The organism is Pseudomonas jessenii, assembly GCF_002236115.1.
GTDB classification, from domain to species: domain Bacteria; phylum Pseudomonadota; class Gammaproteobacteria; order Pseudomonadales; family Pseudomonadaceae; genus Aquipseudomonas; species Aquipseudomonas jessenii.
Genome location: NZ_NIWT01000006.1, coordinates 359,716 through 374,869, shown reverse-complemented (window position 1 = coordinate 374,869; position 15,154 = coordinate 359,716). Strand labels below are relative to the sequence as shown.

Here is a 15,154-nt window from a genome sequence, read left to right as displayed (position 1 = left end):
AGCTCGCTCCCACAGGAATCCCTGTTGGCCACAAATCTTGTGTTCAACACACAAACCCTGTGGGAGCGAGCTTGCTCGCGATGGCGTCAGCACTATCAATACATCAGCTCAGCTTGAACCCACCCATCTGCCGCGCCAAATCATCCGCCAACCGCTGCAATGTCTGACAATCCTCCCGACAGGCCCTGACCTCCCCCGCCGTCGCCCGCGCCAGGTCAGAAATCCCCTGTACGTTCCGGTTGATCTCCTCGGTCACCGCCGATTGCTCTTCCGTCGCCGTCGCCACCTGATGATTCATGTCGCTGATGCGCTCCACTTGCCCGGTAATCGCGGTCAACGAAGCCCCGGTACGCTGGCTGGACTCGACACCCGTGCCGGTCGCGGCTTGCCCGGAATGCATCGACGACACCGCATTCTCCGCACCTTGCTTGAGACTGCCGATCATCTGCTGGATTTCATCGGTAGATGCCTGCGTACGCCGCGCCAAAGTCCGCACTTCATCGGCCACCACGGCAAACCCGCGCCCCATGTCCCCGGCTCGCGCCGCTTCGATAGCGGCGTTGAGCGCCAGCAGGTTGGTCTGCTCGGAAATCCCCCGAATCACCGCCAGCACCTGGTCGATCGACGCCACTTGATGGGCCAGTTCACCCACCGCTGTGGCCGCGACGCCGATTTCGTCAGACATGCTTTCGATATGGCGGATCGAGCCACCCACCACTTCCCGTGCCTGCATCGCCTCATCCCGAGCCGTTTGTGATGCGAGCGCCGCATTACCGGCGTTATGGGCGATTTCCTGAACGGTCAGGCCCATTTCATGGACAGCGGTTGCCACCATGTCGGTCATTTCCTGTTGGCGGCCGGAGCGCTCAGCGGTGTTATCCACCACCCGTGCAACCTGGCCGACAGCGGTGCGCAGTCGCTCGCTGGTGGTCAGCACCTCGCCGATCATGTCGCGCTGGCTGTCGAGAAAGCGATTGAAGCCGCGCGCCAGGTCGCCCAGTTCATCGGCGCGACTGGAGTCTAACCGCTGGGTCAAATCTCCACCACCGCTACCAATGGCAACCAATGCCGCTGTTACCTGACGAATCGGGCGTACCAACCCACGGGCCAGCACCACCACCAGCAACAGACACACAATCGCCACCGCCAGGCCGATACCGCTGCTCATCCACATGGCGCGTCGGGCTTCGGCGTAAATCTGTGATTGCGGCACTTCGGCCACCAGGGTCCAGCCGAGATCGCGCAAAGGCAGACTCAACGCGAGAAAGTCTTCGCCATCACGCTGGAAGCTGCTGTTGGTGGCAGTTTTTTGACCCATGACCGGTTGCGCGGCTGACTCGCCAATCTGCTCGGTCAAGGTGCGCTTGCCGCTGAATTGCGCCTCTGGGTGAACCTGGATCAAACCGTCGGAACGCACGAGATAGACCTTGCCGCGCTCTCCGAAGCTGAAATTGTGAATCAGCTCCGACAGCTCTTTCATGCTCAGGCCAAGCCCGGCAACGCCCACGACTTTACCGGCCTGCTCGACCTTGAGGTCGATGAACAGCGCCAGTTCTCCGGTGGCCGTGTCGATGTCGATATTGAGGGTGCGCGGCTGGTTGCTGTCGAGGAACGAGTAGAACCAGGCGTCTTTGGGATTGGAACGACTGAGGGTGCGATCCAGGCCTTTTTCGGTAATGTAATGGCTGGACGCGGTGCCGATGATCAGCGCGGTAAAGGCTTTGTGCTCGGCGCGAATGCCTTCCAGATACTGCGCGAAGCTGGCGGTCTTGGCGCTGTCCTCACCCCCGGCCAGCCAGTCGCGCACCATGCTGTTGCTGGCGATGTCCTTGGCGGCGGTAAGGGGTTGGACGAGGATCCGCTCGATGTCGTTGCGCATCGCTTCGATGCTCGACGGCAAGGCTTGCTCGACCAGATAGCTCTGGGCGAGGCGGTTGACCACCAGGGTATAAATGCCAACCACGATCAGGATACTGACCAGCAGGGCGGTGCCCATGCTCAGGATCAACTGCCATTGAATACTGCGTCGCCAGAACTGCATGGAGCACCCCCAAAGAATAAGAGGCTGAAACACTGCAACAGCCATGCCGATTGTATACAAACCAACCGACAATTTATTCTTTGGTTGTGCGCAAAGCCGATCAGGCCTGATTGATCGTCTTGGAAATCACTTCAACCGTGGCGCTGACTTGCTCTTGGTAACGGTCGAGGTCGAGCTTGTGCTGTTTCTGCATTTCGATCTGCTGGGAGCACAGATTCATCGCCGCCAGCACCAGCAGTCGGTCACCGATCAGCGTCGGGTACTTCCTCTTGGTTTCGGCCAGGGCTGCCTTCAACATCATCGCGGCGTCCAGCAGGGTCTGTTCTTCCCCGGCCGGTGCCTTGATCGAATAGTCCTCCCCCAGGATCGAGACGACTTTTACCCCTGCGGCGTTGTAACTCATGCGCTGACAGGGCCTGCGCTGACGCGCTCAACTAGGGCCTGGATGCGAGCCGCCGTGGCGCCTTGCTTCTCTTCCTGCTCCATCAGGTTCAGTTGCAGGCTTTCGTTTTCATCCTTGGCCTGGGCCAGTTCTGCGGTCAGGGTCTGGTTGGTGCCGAGCAACGTCTGGTTCTGTTGCACCAGGTCACTGACCAGTTGTTCCAATTGGCTTAGGGATGCTTCCAACATTTTGATTTTCCGGGCTTTTTCAAAGGGCGCGTACGATAAAGAAAAGTCACCCTGGATGCCAGGGTTATACAGGCGCAAAGCCTTGATTTTGCTGACGAGTGACCTTTCTCGCGAACTGTAGAGACTGTGATACCCCGATCTGGTTCCTGCACTTCGTCGCCCGCCTATGCAGGAGCGAGCTTGTTCGCGATGGACGCGAACGATATCGCGCCCTGTCTGAATGATTGCGTTGTCCATGCGTTTTTCGCGAGCGGGCTCGCTCCTAAAAGGTAACCACCCGGTCGCAGTAAAAACGCGCAAGGACTCAAGACTTCAGTCCGGCGACCGATAAGTCATCCATACAGCAGCCTCAGCCCCGCACGGATGCGCTCTTTTCGGTGATTGCCATGTCCCTTCGTAATATGAATATCGCCCCTCGGGCGTTCCTCAGCTTTGCCCTGATTGGCGGCTTGATGATGGTTCTGGGGGTGTTTGCCTTGAATCAGATGAGCAAGATCCGTGGCGCGGCCGAGAACATCACCAACAACAGTGTGCCGAGCATCAAGAGCCTGGACGACTTCACCCAGCTCACCTTGCGCCTGCGCGTGTTGTCCTATCGCTTGCTGGTGAACCGCGAGCCTGATGTGCAGCAGAAAACCATGGAATTGCTGGAGACGCGCAACCAGCAGATTCGCACCGCCCAGGCAACCTACGAAAAGCTGATCGCCAGCCCACAGGAACGCGCAACCTACGATCAATACGTACAGCTGCTGGGCCAATACCGCCAGATCGAAGACAGGATGAAGACCCTGTCGCGCAATAATCAGATCGATGAATTGCGCAGCCTGCTCAACACCGATTTGCTCAACAACTCCGAAGCGGTCAACACCGTGCTGAACCGCCTGCTGGAGATCAATACCCAGCAGAGCCACGACACCAACCAGCAGTCGGCGGATCAATACGATTCGGCGTTCAACCTGGTAATCACCCTGTTGGTGATCGCCACCGCCTTGACGCTGCTGCTCGCCTGGTTGCTGACCAACAGCATCACCCAACCGATCGCCAATGCCCTGGGCGCCGCCGAACAGATTGCCGAAGGCAACCTGACGCGCCCGATCACCGTTGACGGCCAGGATGAAGCCGGCCGTTTGCTGCTGGCCATGTCGAAGATGCAGGAAAAACTGCGCGACACACTGCAGCGCATTTCCGGCTCGGCCACGCAACTTGCATCCGCTGCCGAAGAACTCAACAGCGTCACCGACGAAAGCGCCCGTGGCCTGACCCGGCAGAACAACGAAATCGAACAGGCTGCCACCGCAGTCAACGAAATGACCAGCGCCGTGGAAGAAGTCGCGCGCAACGCGGTCAGCACGTCCGAGGCCTCGAAGAACGCCACCACATCTGCCGGTGACGGCCGTGACCTGGTGCAGGAAACCGTCAGCGCCATCGAACGCATGAGCGCCGACGTGCAGAGCACCGCGACCCTGATCGGCGACCTGGCCAACGAGTCCCGTGACATCGGCAAGGTACTGGATGTGATCCGTGGCCTGGCCGACCAGACCAACCTGCTGGCCTTGAACGCCGCCATCGAAGCCGCGCGCGCCGGTGAGGCCGGTCGTGGTTTTGCAGTGGTGGCCGACGAGGTACGTGCCCTGGCTCACCGCACCCAGCAGTCGACCAGCGAGATCGAACGCATGATCGGCAGCATCCAGAGCGGCACCGAGCACGCGGTGGATTCGATGCGCAACAGCACCGAACGCGCCGAATCGACCCTGAACATCGCCCGCGGCGCCGGGATGTCGCTGGACACCATCAACAGCGCCATCGTCGAAATCAACGAGCGCAACCTGGTGATCGCCAGCGCCGCTGAAGAACAGGCACAGGTGGCCCGTGAAGTGGATCGCAACCTGGTTAACATCCGTGACCTGTCGGTGCAGTCGGCCACCGGGGCGAATCAGACGAGTGCGGCGAGCAATGAACTGTCGCGCCTGGCGGTAGACCTGAACACCCTGGTTGGGCGGTTTAGCCTTTAACGAGCACCGCTGACTCTGTGGCGAGGGGGCTTGCCCCCGTGGGGCTGCGCAGCGGCCCCTTCCCTGTTAACCGCGTACATCCATTAAATCGCATCTACCGGATTTACGACTGCTTCGCAGCCGAACGGGGGCAAGCCCCCTCGCCACAATGATTTCACCCGGCGTGAAGAATCGCCTGCAAAAAGCTTTTTGACAGCATCACATTTCAACAGGTTAGAATCGCTGGCACGCAGACTGCATGGTCAGTTTGCGCCCGCCTTTCAGCTTTCTGGAGTACTGCCTTTGAATGCGACGACCATCAACAGCCTGTTCTTGATCGGCGCGTTGCTGGTAGGTGCGAGCATTCTGGTGAGCTCACTTTCGTCCCGTCTCGGCATCCCGATTCTGGTGATCATCCTGGCCGTCGGCATGGCGGCCGGTGTCGATGGCGCCGGCATTCTTTTTGATAACTACCCCACGGCTTATCTGGTGGGCAACCTCGCGCTGGCGGTGATCCTGCTCGACGGCGGCTTGCGCACCCGGGTATCGAGTTTTCGCGTGGCGTTATGGCCGGCGCTGTCGCTGGCGACGGTCGGGGTGTTGATTACCACCGGGCTGACCGGCATGGCGGCCGCCTGGCTGTTCGACTTGAACCTGATTCAAGGCCTGCTGATCGGCGCCATCGTCGGTTCTACCGACGCCGCCGCGGTGTTCTCGCTGCTTGGCGGCAAGGGCCTGAACGAACGGGTAACCGCCAGCCTCGAGATCGAATCCGGCAGCAACGACCCGATGGCAGTGTTTCTCACCGTCACCCTGATCGACATGCTTGCCAGCGGCCAGACCGGCCTGCACTGGAGCCTGCTGACCCACTTGCTGCGCGAATTCGGCATCGGCGGAGTCATCGGCCTGGGCGGTGGCTGGCTCATGCTGCAACTGGTCAATCGCATCAACCTGGCCACCGGCCTGTATCCGATCCTGGTGATTGCCGGCGGCCTGGTGGTGTTTGCGCTGACCAACGCCCTGCACGGCAGTGGCTTCCTGGCGGTATACATCTGCGGCCTGGTGATCGGCAACCGTCCGGTGCGCAGCCGCCACGGCATCCTGCACATGCTCGACGGCATGGCCTGGCTGGCGCAGATCGGCATGTTCCTGGTGCTGGGGCTGCTGGTGACGCCCCACGACCTGCTGCCTATCGCCTTGCCGGCACTGGCCCTGGCGCTGTGGATGATTCTGTTTGCCCGGCCACTGTCGGTGATAGTTGGCCTGCTGCCGTTCAAGGCATTCCATGGTCGCGAGAAGGCGTTCATTTCCTGGGTCGGCTTGCGCGGCGCGGTCCCGATCATTCTCGCGGTGTTCCCGCTGATGGCCGGCCTGCCCAACGCTCAGCTCTACTTCAACCTCGCGTTCTTTATCGTGCTGGTATCGCTACTGGTTCAGGGCACGAGCCTGCCGTGGGTCGCCAAGCTGCTGAAGGTGACGGTGCCCCCGGAGCCTGCACCCATCTCCCGCTCGGCCCTGGAAGTGCACGTCACCAGCGAGTGGGAACTGTTCGTCTATCGCCTGGGCGCGGAAAAATGGTGCATCGGTTCGCCCCTTCGCGAGCTGAATATGCCCGAAGGCACCCGTATCGCCGCCCTGTTTCGTGGCCAGCAATTGCTCCATCCGTCGGGTAGTACGGTGCTGGAAGTCGATGATTTGCTGTGTGTTATCGGCCATGAACACAACCTGCCAGCCCTCGGAAAACTCTTCAGCCAGGCGCCACAACGGGGCCTCGATCTGCGCTTCTTCGGCGACTTCGTACTCGAAGGAGACGCCCAGCTGGCCGCGGTTGCGGCCCTCTATGGCCTGAAGGTCGAAGGCATCGATCCGGACATGTCCCTGGGCCATTTCATTGCCCAGAAGGTTGGCGGTGCGCCGGTGGTGGGTGACCAGGTGGAATGGAACAACACCATTTGGACCGTGGCCGTCATGGACGGGAACAAGATCGGTAAAGTGGGCGTCAGATTCCCCGAAGGAAGTCGCCCGGGTCCCGGACTCTTCCTCTAAACTGCTTCCACTATCACTTGCTTGACCGGTCTTTATGCCTAATCTGCGCTCCATTTTCGCCGTCGCCCTGCTGGGCTTGAGTCTCTCTGTCAGCACCCTTGGTTTATCGCAAGCGGCGCAAGCGGCCGAACCGCCTTCCAGCGAAGCCGTGCAAGCGAGCCTGGACAAGATCGCCGACCGCAAACTGCCGGAAGCCGATCTGAAGGCCCTGCAATCGGTCCTGCAAGGCACGCTGAGCCAGCTCAACAACAAGCGTGACTACGAGCAGAAGCTGGTCGCGCTCAAGCAGCAATTGAGCAATGCGCCCAAACAGACCATCGAGAACCAGCGTGAACTGACCCGCCTCAAGGCCAGTGCCGTGGTGCCGGTGGCGCAGCGTTTCGCCAAGGAACCGATCCAGCAGCTTGAACAATTGCTCACCGAGCGCTCCACCCAGCAAAGCGACCTGCAAAAGGCCCTGGCCGATGCCAACAGCCTGATCATCACCGCCCAGACCCGCCCCGAGCGCGCCCAGGCGGAGATATCCAGCAGCCAGACGCGCATTCAGCAGATAAACACCACCCTCAAGAACGGCAAGGACGCTGGCAAGACCCTGAGCGCCGAGCAGCGCGACCAGCTCAATGCCGAGTTGGCGGCGCTGAACGCCCTGATCCCGCTGCGGCGCCAGGAACTGGCCGGCAATACCCAATTGCAAGACCTCGGCAACAGCCAGCATGACCTGTTGTCGGAGCGATCCGACCGCCTGGATAAGGAAATCCAGGAACTGCAAACCCTGATCAACCAGAAGCGTCTGGCGCTGTCCCAGGAAACGGTCACCCAGCAATCCATCGAAGCGCAGAAGGCCGGCGGCAGCAGCCTTTTGGCCACCGAAAGCGCGGCCAACCTGAAGCTCTCGGACTACCTGCTCAAGAGCACCGACCGCCTCAACGAAGTCACCCAGCAGAACCTGCAGACCAAGCAGCAGCTGGACAGCCTGACCCAGAGCGATGCGGCCCTGGACGAGCAAATCAACGTGCTCAAAGGCAGCCTGCTGCTCTCGAAGATTCTCTACAAACAGAAACAGGCGCTGCCACGCCTACGGCTCGACCGCAACCTGGCCGATCAGATCGCCGACATTCGCCTTTATCAGTTCGAAGTCAGCCAGCAACGGGAATTGCTGAGCAATCCGACCACCTACGTCGAAAACCTGCTGTCGACCCAACCCCCCGAGCAAGTCACGGCGCAGCTGCGCAAAAGCCTGATGGAACTGGCCACCACCCGCGCCGACCTGCTGGAGCGACTGAACCGCGAACTGAGCGCGGTGCTCAATGAATCCATCACCCTGCAACTGAACCAGAAGCAATTGCTCAGCACCGCGCAAAGCCTGCGGGCGACCCTCGATGAACAGATGTTCTGGATTCCCAGCAACAAGCCGCTGGACCTGGAGTGGATTCACAGTGTGCCGGACCGTCTCCAGCGGCAAGTCGATACGCTGCCGGTACTTTCAAGCCTGAGCGAACTGACCGACGGCCTGACCCAGCGCCCGCTGCTGTTCCTGCCACTGGCCTTGCTGATCGGCGCACTGCTGTGGCGGCGCAAGAGTCTATACGCGCGACTGAACAAGGTTCACCAGGACATCGGTCACTTCAAACGCGACAGCCAGTGGCATACGCCGCAGGCAATTCTGATCAACATTCTCCTGGCGATGCCGGTTTCACTGGGCCTCGCATTGTGCGGGCTGGCCCTGCAAATCGACGCCCGTGGGCAGAACGCCAATATGGGCGCGGCGCTGCTGCAAATGGCCGGGGCCTGGCTGGTGTTCTACACCGCCTACCGGATCCTCGCGCCGGGTGGCGTGGCAGAACTGCATTTCCGCTGGGAAAAGCCCCAGGTGGAATTCCTGCGCAGATGGATCCGCCGCCTCGGCATCGTGGTCATGGCACTGGTGACCGTAGTCGCCGTTGCCGAACTGCAACCGGCGGCACTGGCCGATGACGTGCTCGGCATGCCGGTGGTGCTGATCTGCTACGCCTTGATGACCTTGCTGCTCAGCCGCCTGCTCATCAGCAGCCCGACCCACGAAAACGCTTCGCTGTTCCGCAAACTGGTGGGGATCCTGTTCACCGCCCTGCCCATCGCGTTGTTCGTGGCGGTGTGCTTCGGCTACTACTACACCGCGCTGAAGCTCAGCGACCGTTTGATCAACACCCTGTACCTGCTGATGTTCTGGCTGGTGATCGAAGCCACCTTCGTGCGCGGCCTCAGTGTGGCGGCCCGGCGCCTGGCCTACCAGCGCGCCCTGGCCAAGCGGCTGGCCGCCAAAGAGGCCGGCGATGGCGAAGCCGTGATCGAAGAACCGACGATGGACATCGAGAAGGTCAACGAACAGTCCCTGCGCCTGATCCGCCTGGCGCTGCTCGGCGGCTTCATGGCGGCACTGTATTGGGTCTGGGCCGACCTGATCACGGTGTTCTCGTATCTGGACAACGTCACCCTCTACGAATACACCAGCGGTACCGGCGCCAACATGAGCATGGTGCCGATCAGCATCGGCGACATGCTCGGCGCACTGATCATCATCGGCATCACCTTCGCCCTGGCGCGCAACCTGCCGGGCTTGCTCGAAGTGTTCGTGCTGTCGAAGCTCAACCTTGCCCAGGGCAGCGCCTACGCGACCACCACGTTGCTGTCCTACGTGATCGCCGGCGTCGGTTTCGTCTCGACGCTATCGACCCTCGGCGTGAGCTGGGACAAGTTGCAATGGCTGGTGGCGGCGCTGTCGGTCGGCCTCGGTTTCGGCATGCAGGAGATCTTCGCCAACTTCATTTCCGGCATCATGATCCTGTTCGAACGTCCGGTGCGGATCGGTGACACCATCACCATCGGCAACCTGTCGGGCACCGTGAGCAAGATCCGCATCCGCGCCACGACCATCACCGACTTCGATCGCAAGGACATCATCGTCCCGAACAAGACGTTCATTACCGGGCAACTGATCAACTGGTCGCTGACCGACACCATCACCCGGGTGACCCTCAAGCTCGGCGTCGACTACGGCTCGGACCTGGACCTGGTGAAAGAGTTGTTGCTCAAGGCCGCACGCGAAAACCCGCGCGTGCTGAAAGACCCGGAGCCCCACGTGTACTTCCTGAATTTCGGCGAAAGTACCCTCGACCACGAGTTGCGCATGCACGTGCGCGACCTCGGCGACCGCAACCCGGTGCTCGACGAGGTCAACCGCTTCATCAACCGCGAGTTCAAGAAGCAGCACATCAACATCTCGTTCCGGCAGATGGAGGTCTACCTCAAGAACCTGCACGGCCAGGAATACAAGATGGTGCCGATCGAGCCGGAAGCGAAAACCATCGTGCCGATCGTCGACGGCAGGCCCGCGCAAGAACCGCCCGCCGCCAAACTCGACTAACCGGCCATTCCCCAGCAGAATGCTCGGACATTCTGCTGGAGCCGGCCCTTGAAAGCCCTCGACGAACTCACCTTCGATAATCGCTTCGACCGCCTGGGCGATGCGTTTTCCGCCCATGTGCTGCCCGAGCCCATCGATAATCCACGCCTGGTCGTGGCCAGCCCCGCCGCCATGGCGCTGCTGGACCTCGACCCGAGCGTGGCCGAAACCCCGGAGTTCGCCGAACTGTTCAGCGGCCACAAGCTCTGGGCCGACGCAATCCCAAGGGCGATGGTCTATTCCGGGCATCAGTTCGGTTCCTACAACCCGCAATTGGGCGACGGTCGCGGCCTGTTGCTCGGCGAGGTGTACAACGAGGCCGGCGAACACTGGGACCTGCACCTCAAGGGCGCCGGCCAGACGCCATTTTCACGCATGGGTGATGGCCGGGCGGTACTGCGCTCGTCGATCCGCGAATTCCTCGCCTCCGAAGCCCTGAACGCACTGAATATCCCGACCACCCGCGCCTTGTGCGTAATCGGCTCCGACACCCCGGTGTGGCGCGAAAAGCAGGAACGCGCAGCCATGATCCTGCGCCTGGCGCCGAGCCATGTGCGCTTCGGACACTTCGAATATTTCTACTACACCAAGCGCCCCGAGCAACAGAAAGAGCTGGGTGATCACGTGCTGGCCATGCACTTCCCGCAGTGCCTGGAACAACCGGAGCCGTACCTGGCGATGTTCCGCGAAGTGGTGGAGCGCAACGCCGAACTGATCGCCAAATGGCAGGCCTATGGTTTCTGCCACGGGGTGATGAACACCGACAACATGTCGATCCTGGGCATCACCTTCGATTTCGGCCCATTTGCGTTCCTCGATGACTTCGACGCCAACTTCATCTGCAATCACTCAGACGACCAGGGCCGTTACTCCTTCAGCAACCAGGTGCCGATTGGCCAGTGGAATCTCAGCGCCCTGGCCCAGGCCCTGACGCCGTTCATCAGCGTCGAAGCCTTGCGCGAAACCCTCGGCCTGTACCTGCCACTGTTCCAGGCCCATTACCTGGACCTGATGCGCCGCCGCCTCGGCCTGACCACCGCCGAGGATGACGACCAGAAACTGCTGGAGAGCTTGCTGCAACTGATGCAAAACAGCAGCGTCGACTACAGCCTGTTTTTCCGCCGTTTGGGTGATCAAACGCCGGAACAGGCCATCACCCGCTTGCGTGATGACTTCGTCGACCTCAAGGGCTTTGACGCCTGGGGCGAGCTCTACGTCGCCAGGGTTTCCCGTGAAGGCACGCTTGATCAAGAGCAGCGCCGCCAGCGGATGCACGCGGTCAACCCGTTGTACATCCTGCGCAACTACCTGGCGCAAAACGCCATCGAGGCAGCGCAGAACGGCGACTACTCGGAAGTCCGTCGACTGCACACGGTGCTGAGCAATCCGTTCGAGGAACAACCGGGGATGGAAAGCTACGCCGAGCGGCCACCGGAATGGGGCAAGCATCTGGAGATCAGTTGTTCATCGTGAGGCACTGCACGATTGAAAATCTGGAGTCATGTCTCCAGATATGGATCATTCGCTTTCGATTGGACGATTTGTCATGACCGACCCACTCCTCATCCCCTGCCCTCACTGCAATGGCCTCAACCGCATCCCGGCCGAGCGCCTCAACGACCACCCGAAATGCGGGCGCTGCAAGGCCGAAGTCCTGTTGAGCAAACCGTTTGAATTGAAGCAAGGCGACTACGCCAGCCAGATCAAGGGCGATCTGCCGCTGCTGGTGGATGTGTGGGCGGACTGGTGCGGGCCGTGCAAGTCGTTCGCACCGGTGTTCGAGCAGGCAGCCGGGCAACTGGCGGGCAAGTGTCGCCTGGCCAAGCTGGACAGCGAGGCGAACCAGCAGTTGTCGGCGCAGTTGGGGATTCGCTCGATTCCGAGCCTGATCCTGTTCAAGAACGGCCGGGAAGTCGCCCGGCAGAGCGGGGCGTTCCCGTTACAGCAACTGATGAACTGGTTGCGTAGTCAAGGCATCTGAAACAACACGGAACCCTGTGGGAGCGAGCTTGCTCGCGAAGGCGGGCTGACATTCAAAAGAGATGTCGCCTGATACACCGCTTTCGCGAGCAAGCCCGCTCCCACAGGGGTTCTGTGTTATCAGCCAGAATCAGGCGTTTTCCAGCAGGTTGTGCAGCTCGACAAACTGCTGGGTCAGCTTGTGCCGCGGGTCGAGATGGATCAGCGGCGTATTGGCCTGGTGGGATTCACGCATGCGTACCGAGCTGGCCAGGTACACCGGCAGCACCGGCAGGCCTTCGGCGATCAGCTCATCGAGAATTTGCTGGGGCAGGCTGGCGCGGGCCTGGAACTGGTTGACGACGATGCCTTCGACTTCCAGGCCTTCATTATGGTCGTCCTTCAACTCTTCGATTTCCGCCATCAGGCCGTACAGTGCCTGGCGTGAAAAACTGTCGCAATCGAAGGGAATCAGCACACGATCGGCGGCAATCAACGCTGAAACCGCATAAAAATTCAGTGCGGGCGGGGTATCGAGGTAAATCCGGTCGTAGTCTTCGCTCAGCTCTTCAAGCAACTTACGCAGCTTGTTGATCTTGTGCTTGGCTTCAAGCTTTGGCTGCAAGTCCGCCAGCTCGGCGGTGGCGGTAATGACATGGAGGTTATCGAACGGGGTTTCATAGATATCGACCTGATTCTTTTTGGAGAACGGCCCGGAAGACAGCGTCTGCTTGAAGAAATCGGCGATGCCCATCGGGATATCGCTACCGGTGAGCCCCGTCAGGTACTGAGTGGAGTTGGCCTGGGCATCGAGGTCCACCAACAAGGTGCGAAAACCCTCGCTGGCACTGACTGCCGCCAGATTGCAGGCAATGCTGGATTTGCCAACGCCACCTTTCTGATTGAACACCACGCGCCGCATGTCAAAACCTCCGTGTATCAAAGAATGACCGAGTGTAGTGGTCCACGGTATGGCTACGCTACCTCACCAGTGCAAGGACTACACAGTCAGTTGCCTTCTCTTGCATGAAAAGCCCTGAGCGGCCCGGCGGTTCGACGCCAGAACCGACAGACGGGGTAATAATTCTGTGAATAGTTGCCAATCATTCAATTTTTGCGAACCAGCCGCTTCATCTTCTGAGCAAAATGTAACCAGCATTTGCTACACGTTCCCGGCACCGGGATAATGCGCGCCACTCGGCGCCAAACGCCACGCAGGGTAAGTCTCGGCCCTCGGCCACTCCCCCGCGTCAAGTAAGCCCGTGAGGGTGGGATGAATGTCTGTGATCAACTTCAACATCGCCCAATGGCGCGCCTGGGCCCCGGGGCTTGATAGCGTGTCCGATTGGCAGGCCTGGTGCCGACAACCGGTCGTGCTGCCGGACAGCGATGCCGCTCCCGACGTTTCCTTTCTGCCGGCCATGCAGCGTCGACGGCTCAGCCGTCTGGCGCGCATGGCATTCAGTGTCGGCTGGCCTTTGGCCGAAGGTCGGCAGGATCTGCCATTGGTCTTTGTTTCCCGTCACGGCGAAACGCCCCGCACCGTCGATATTCTCAGTGATCTGGCCGCCGACCAGCCGCTGTCGCCGACCCGGTTCAGCTTGTCGGTGCATAACGCGATCATCGGCTTGTGGTCGATCATGCGGGGTGAAACCAGCGAAATGACCGCCCTGGCCGCCGCAGGCGATGGCCTGGAACACGGCATGCTTGAAGCTGCCGCGCTGCTGGCTGAAGGCGCTCGCGCGGTACTGCTGGTGGTCACCGAAGAGAAGCCACCCGAGGCTTACTCGACCTGGATCGACGACGTGCCGTTCCCTTATGCCGTCGGCTTGCTGATCACACCCGGTACCGACTGGCAGTTGTCCCTGAACAGCCCCTCGGATGCGTTGTCCAAACCCCGCTGGCCTCACGCGCTGAATCTGCTGTGTGCGCTGCTCGGCCAGCAAACCACCTGCCAACATGCCTGGAAAAATCGTGTATGGACCTGGCAACGCAACCCATGACCGAGAAAAACCGCGACGCCTATTACTGGCGTTTGCTGGCCACCGCCGCGAGCTTCGCCCTGTTCGGGCTGGGCGGGCTGTGCCTGCGCCTGGTGATTTTCCCTGTACTGAACTGGCTGCCGGGCGACGCCCGGACCCATCGGCTGCGGGCCCGGCAAACGGTCAGCCGCTGTTTCTGGATTTTTGTGCGTTTCATGGCCCGTACCGGGGTACTGACCTATAACATTGAGGGTGCGGAGAAACTCGGTCGCCCCGGGCAAATGATCATTGCCAATCACCCATCGCTGATCGACGTGGTGTTTCTGATCGGCCTGGTGCGTCACGCCAACTGCGTGGTCAAGCAAAGCCTCTGGGAAAACCCTTTCACCCGCGGGCCGCTGCGCTGCACCGAATACATCAGCAACGATGGCAGCATGGACATGCTCGACGCGGCTGCCGACGCGCTGAAAGACGGTCAGACCCTGATCATTTTCCCGGAAGGTACGCGCACTCAGCCCGGCCAGCCGCCGGCCTTTCATCGGGGCGGCGCGGCAATCGCCCTGCGTGGTGCGAAAATCCTCACCCCGGTCATTATCAAGGTCAGCCCGACCACATTGACCAAGGCCGAACCCTGGTATCGCATCCCCAAGCGGCGCGTGCACTTCAGTTTCCGGGTCGGGGCCGATATAGACCCAAAGACCTTCGCCACGCAGGGGCCGGCTCCGCAGGCCTCGCGCAAGCTCAACGATTATTTGCATTCTTACTTCATCAAGGAGCTCGCCGAAGATGAGCGATCTGAACACCCCTAGCCTGGTGCTGGAAATCAAAGAACTGATCATCGACGCCCTGGGCCTCGAAGACATCAGCGCCCAAGACATCGGCAACGAGCAGACGCTGTTCGGCGAAGGCCTGGGCCTGGACTCGGTGGACGCCCTGGAACTGGGCCTGGCCATCCAGAAAAAGTACGGCATCAAAATCGACGCCGATGCCAAGGACACACGCAACCACTTCAGTAACGTGGCGAGCCTTGCGGCGTTCGTCACCGCAAAACAGGCAGCTTGAG

The 15,154-nt window shown here is 60.7% G+C and carries 12 protein-coding genes and 2 pseudogenes; 9 read left to right on the top strand and 5 right to left on the bottom strand.

Going from position 1 to position 15,154, the window contains the following annotated elements; all coding sequences use genetic code 11:
- Window positions 1–103 precede the first annotated feature (103 nt).
- The 4 genes and pseudogenes from PSJE_RS32280 to PSJE_RS21825 form a co-directional block, all read right to left on the bottom strand.
- Complete coding sequence (locus PSJE_RS32280) at window positions 104–835, bottom strand: methyl-accepting chemotaxis protein (protein WP_408003797.1); 732 nt, start codon at window positions 833–835, stop codon at window positions 104–106.
- A 132-nt stretch (window positions 836–967) separates the two neighbouring features.
- Window positions 968–1,996: pseudogene (locus PSJE_RS32275) on the bottom strand (HAMP domain-containing protein); the annotation flags it as partial.
- Window positions 1,997–2,141: 145 nt separating this feature from the next.
- The gene (locus PSJE_RS21830) at window positions 2,142–2,444 is read right to left on the bottom strand and encodes a cell division protein ZapA (protein ID WP_057712304.1); all 303 of its coding nucleotides are present in this window, start codon (window positions 2,442–2,444) and stop codon (window positions 2,142–2,144) included.
- The gene (locus PSJE_RS21825; RefSeq protein WP_090452750.1) at window positions 2,441–2,671 is read right to left on the bottom strand and encodes a hypothetical protein; all 231 of its coding nucleotides are present in this window, start codon (window positions 2,669–2,671) and stop codon (window positions 2,441–2,443) included. Before PSJE_RS21825 ends, PSJE_RS21830 begins: the two co-directional genes overlap by 4 nt.
- Before the next feature lie 386 nt (window positions 2,672–3,057).
- Here PSJE_RS21825 and PSJE_RS32270 point away from each other — a divergent pair.
- From PSJE_RS32270 to trxC, 6 genes and pseudogenes are all read left to right on the top strand, one after another.
- Window positions 3,058–3,828 (top strand): annotated as a pseudogene (locus PSJE_RS32270) (MCP four helix bundle domain-containing protein); the annotation flags it as partial.
- Window positions 3,811–4,683, top strand: coding sequence for a methyl-accepting chemotaxis protein (locus PSJE_RS32265; protein WP_371319461.1), 873 nt, complete (start codon window positions 3,811–3,813; stop codon window positions 4,681–4,683). The pseudogene PSJE_RS32270 and the gene PSJE_RS32265, both read left to right, overlap by 18 nt.
- Before the next feature lie 282 nt (window positions 4,684–4,965).
- Window positions 4,966–6,708: a potassium/proton antiporter gene (locus PSJE_RS21815; protein ID WP_057712307.1), complete on the top strand. Its 1,743-nt coding sequence runs from the start codon at window positions 4,966–4,968 to the stop codon at window positions 6,706–6,708.
- A gap of 34 nt (window positions 6,709–6,742) precedes the next feature.
- A complete protein-coding gene (gene mscK, locus PSJE_RS21810) occupies window positions 6,743–10,111 on the top strand; it encodes a mechanosensitive channel MscK (protein WP_090452746.1) in 3,369 nt (1,122 codons plus the stop codon).
- A 48-nt stretch (window positions 10,112–10,159) separates the two neighbouring features.
- Window positions 10,160–11,623: a protein adenylyltransferase SelO gene (gene selO / locus PSJE_RS21805; RefSeq protein ID WP_090452744.1), complete on the top strand. Its 1,464-nt coding sequence runs from the start codon at window positions 10,160–10,162 to the stop codon at window positions 11,621–11,623.
- Window positions 11,624–11,696: 73 nt separating this feature from the next.
- Window positions 11,697–12,131, top strand: coding sequence for a thioredoxin TrxC (gene trxC, locus PSJE_RS21800; RefSeq protein WP_090457726.1), 435 nt, complete (start codon window positions 11,697–11,699; stop codon window positions 12,129–12,131).
- A gap of 129 nt (window positions 12,132–12,260) precedes the next feature.
- On the opposite strand, the gene PSJE_RS21795 is transcribed toward trxC, so the two are convergent.
- Window positions 12,261–13,031, bottom strand: coding sequence for a ParA family protein (locus tag PSJE_RS21795; protein WP_015093167.1), 771 nt, complete (start codon window positions 13,029–13,031; stop codon window positions 12,261–12,263).
- Window positions 13,032–13,386: 355 nt separating this feature from the next.
- Here PSJE_RS21795 and PSJE_RS21790 point away from each other — a divergent pair, with 355 nt between their 5' ends.
- The 3 genes from PSJE_RS21790 to PSJE_RS21780 are packed head-to-tail and all read left to right on the top strand — an operon-like array spanning window position 13,387 to window position 15,153.
- Entirely contained in the window at window positions 13,387–14,112 is a 726-nt protein-coding gene (locus PSJE_RS21790) for a beta-ketoacyl synthase chain length factor (protein ID WP_090452742.1), read from the top strand.
- A complete protein-coding gene (locus tag PSJE_RS21785) occupies window positions 14,088–14,900 on the top strand; it encodes a lysophospholipid acyltransferase family protein (RefSeq protein WP_057712312.1) in 813 nt (270 codons plus the stop codon). The genes PSJE_RS21790 and PSJE_RS21785 overlap by 25 nt, the downstream gene beginning before the upstream one ends.
- The gene (locus PSJE_RS21780; RefSeq protein ID WP_090452740.1) at window positions 14,878–15,153 is read left to right on the top strand and encodes a phosphopantetheine-binding protein; all 276 of its coding nucleotides are present in this window, start codon (window positions 14,878–14,880) and stop codon (window positions 15,151–15,153) included. The genes PSJE_RS21785 and PSJE_RS21780 overlap by 23 nt, the downstream gene beginning before the upstream one ends.
- Window position 15,154: the final 1 nt, after the last annotated feature.

Coding starts and splice junctions, on each gene's coding strand:
- PSJE_RS21790 (WP_090452742.1), top strand. CDS start 13,387: ATGTCTGTGATCAACTTCAACATCGCCCAATGGCGCGCCTGGGCCCCG.
- PSJE_RS21785 (WP_057712312.1), top strand. CDS start 14,088: ATGGACCTGGCAACGCAACCCATGACCGAGAAAAACCGCGACGCCTAT.
- trxC (WP_090457726.1), top strand. CDS start 11,697: ATGACCGACCCACTCCTCATCCCCTGCCCTCACTGCAATGGCCTCAAC.
- PSJE_RS21830 (WP_057712304.1), bottom strand. CDS start 2,444: ATGAGTTACAACGCCGCAGGGGTAAAAGTCGTCTCGATCCTGGGGGAG.
- PSJE_RS32280 (WP_408003797.1), bottom strand. CDS start 835: ATGGTGGCAACCGCTGTCCATGAAATGGGCCTGACCGTTCAGGAAATC.
- PSJE_RS32265 (WP_371319461.1), top strand. CDS start 3,811: ATGTCGAAGATGCAGGAAAAACTGCGCGACACACTGCAGCGCATTTCC.
- mscK (WP_090452746.1), top strand. CDS start 6,743: ATGCCTAATCTGCGCTCCATTTTCGCCGTCGCCCTGCTGGGCTTGAGT.
- PSJE_RS21780 (WP_090452740.1), top strand. CDS start 14,878: ATGAGCGATCTGAACACCCCTAGCCTGGTGCTGGAAATCAAAGAACTG.
- PSJE_RS21825 (WP_090452750.1), bottom strand. CDS start 2,671: ATGTTGGAAGCATCCCTAAGCCAATTGGAACAACTGGTCAGTGACCTG.
- PSJE_RS21795 (WP_015093167.1), bottom strand. CDS start 13,031: ATGCGGCGCGTGGTGTTCAATCAGAAAGGTGGCGTTGGCAAATCCAGC.